General features: G+C 74.3%; 2 protein-coding genes and 1 pseudogene. 1 reads left to right on the top strand and 2 read right to left on the bottom strand.

Annotated features, from left to right (window positions below; translation table 11 throughout):
* Positions 1 to 22: 22 nt before the first annotated feature.
* Positions 23 to 310: a hypothetical protein gene (locus tag EBN88_RS29805; RefSeq protein ID WP_122400077.1), complete on the bottom strand. Its 288-nt coding sequence runs from the start codon at positions 308 to 310 to the stop codon at positions 23 to 25.
* 39 nt (positions 311 to 349) lie between these two features.
* Complete coding sequence (locus tag EBN88_RS29810) at positions 350 to 724, bottom strand: DUF5955 family protein (protein ID WP_325052794.1); 375 nt, start codon at positions 722 to 724, stop codon at positions 350 to 352.
* Positions 725 to 1,040: 316 nt separating this feature from the next.
* On the opposite strand from EBN88_RS29810, the pseudogene EBN88_RS29815 reads away from it, so the two are divergent.
* Positions 1,041 to 1,595, top strand: a pseudogene (locus tag EBN88_RS29815) (hypothetical protein); the annotation flags it as partial.

Consider the following 1,595-nt stretch of genomic DNA (forward strand, 5'->3'; position numbering starts at 1 on the left):
CGCCGTCGGCCCTCGCCCGCGCTCACGCGGCGGCCTCGCCGGCCGCGCCGGGCTCCTCCGGCGGCGCCGGTGGCCCAACGGCGTTGACCTGGAGGGATATTCGGGTGGCGCCGGCGGCGAGCGCGCGGCGCAGCAGGTCGGAGACCGCGTCGACCACGGCGTCGGGCGAGCCCTCGGCGCTGTTGCCGAACGGGCCCACGTCCACCGCCTCCAGGCCGGCCCGCGCCACCACCTCGCGGGCCACCAGCGCGTGGGGCGGCACCTCGTCGAGGTCGAAGGGCTCGGTGGAGAACTCAAGTCTCAGTCGCACGCGGACAACCTAACTCCCGCGCCGACGCCCCGCGCCCGTTCAGCCGGCCCACGTCCCACCGGGCGCTGCGGTCCGACGCGGGTCGTCCGCCTGGTAGTGCGGGACTCCGAACAGCTCCACGGCCCGGCGGAACTCGGCGAGCGCCGGCCTGAGCGCGCTGACCGAGCCGAGGGCCGCGGCGATCTCCAACAGGGCCTGTGCCAGCGTCGCCTGGTCGGGAACGTCGGCGACCGACAGCTCGTCCAGGCCCGTCAAACGTTCCATGGCGACCTCGCGATCGGCGAGCGCGACCTGATAGCCGCCCAACTCGCGCCGCAGCCGGTGAACGGCCGCGCGCAACATGGTCACCCGGGGGTCGAGCCCGGCCACCGGTGCGGTGCGCACCAGATGAGCCGTCTCAGCTTCTCCTGCCACCCAACCCTCCCCTGCCCGTCTTCCAGAAAGCCACCCGAAAACGTGCCGGACTCCTCCCCACGCACACCAGAACGTGAAGGACCCGGCAGGGAAAGTAAATATCACTGTCCGCGCATCACGCCATACGGAGGGCTAGATTGCGTGTCACATTCCGATGAACAATGCCGTCGGGTTTCTCTCCGGCCTTCCCCCGAGCGTTCGATGGTGTGCGGGTGGTACGGATGAGGAGGCGCTTCGCGGGAAGGGGCCGTAGGCTCGACGACTGCCGGGGGTCGGGTGCGAGTCCCGTCGAGAAGTTCCGTTGGGGGAGCGTCCCATGGCCAGAAGCGTGTTACTGCGATGCCCGGCGTGCCGGCTCGAACACCGCTATGTCCCGCCGGAGTACCCGTGCGTCTGCGGGGCGCCGGTGACGCTGCCGGTGGCCGACGACAGCACGCCGGTGCAGGTGGCGCACCGCTCCTGGGCGGACAGCTGGGCGGAGTTGGACTGCCCGGCCTGTGGCCGGCCCGGGCACTGGCCGCAGCCCGGCTTCGACTGCCCGTGCGGGGCGCTGGTGCGGCTGACGCCGCTGGCCCCGAGGGTCGCCGGCCCGTCCTGGTACCGGAGCGCGGACGACGCCGCGGCGGCCAACGGGGCCGCTGAGCCGGGGACTTCGGGCCCGGGCGCGCCGGTCGGCGGGGAGGCGGCGAAGGGCGCCGGCCCCGTCTCGCCGTTGGAGAACGCCGCCCCCGGCCGGGAGAACGACGACACGGCCGACATCGCCGACACCGGCGACGCCCCGCCGCAGGGTCCGCGCCCGGGCGGCCTCCCACGGGCCGCCCCGGGAGCGCCCGCCAGGGAGAGCAGCGCGGCGCGGGACTTCGCGCAGGGG

Origin of the sequence: Streptomyces triticirhizae (assembly GCF_003696235.1) — a bacterium.
In the GTDB taxonomy this organism is placed as follows: domain Bacteria; phylum Actinomycetota; class Actinomycetes; order Streptomycetales; family Streptomycetaceae; genus Streptomyces; species Streptomyces triticirhizae.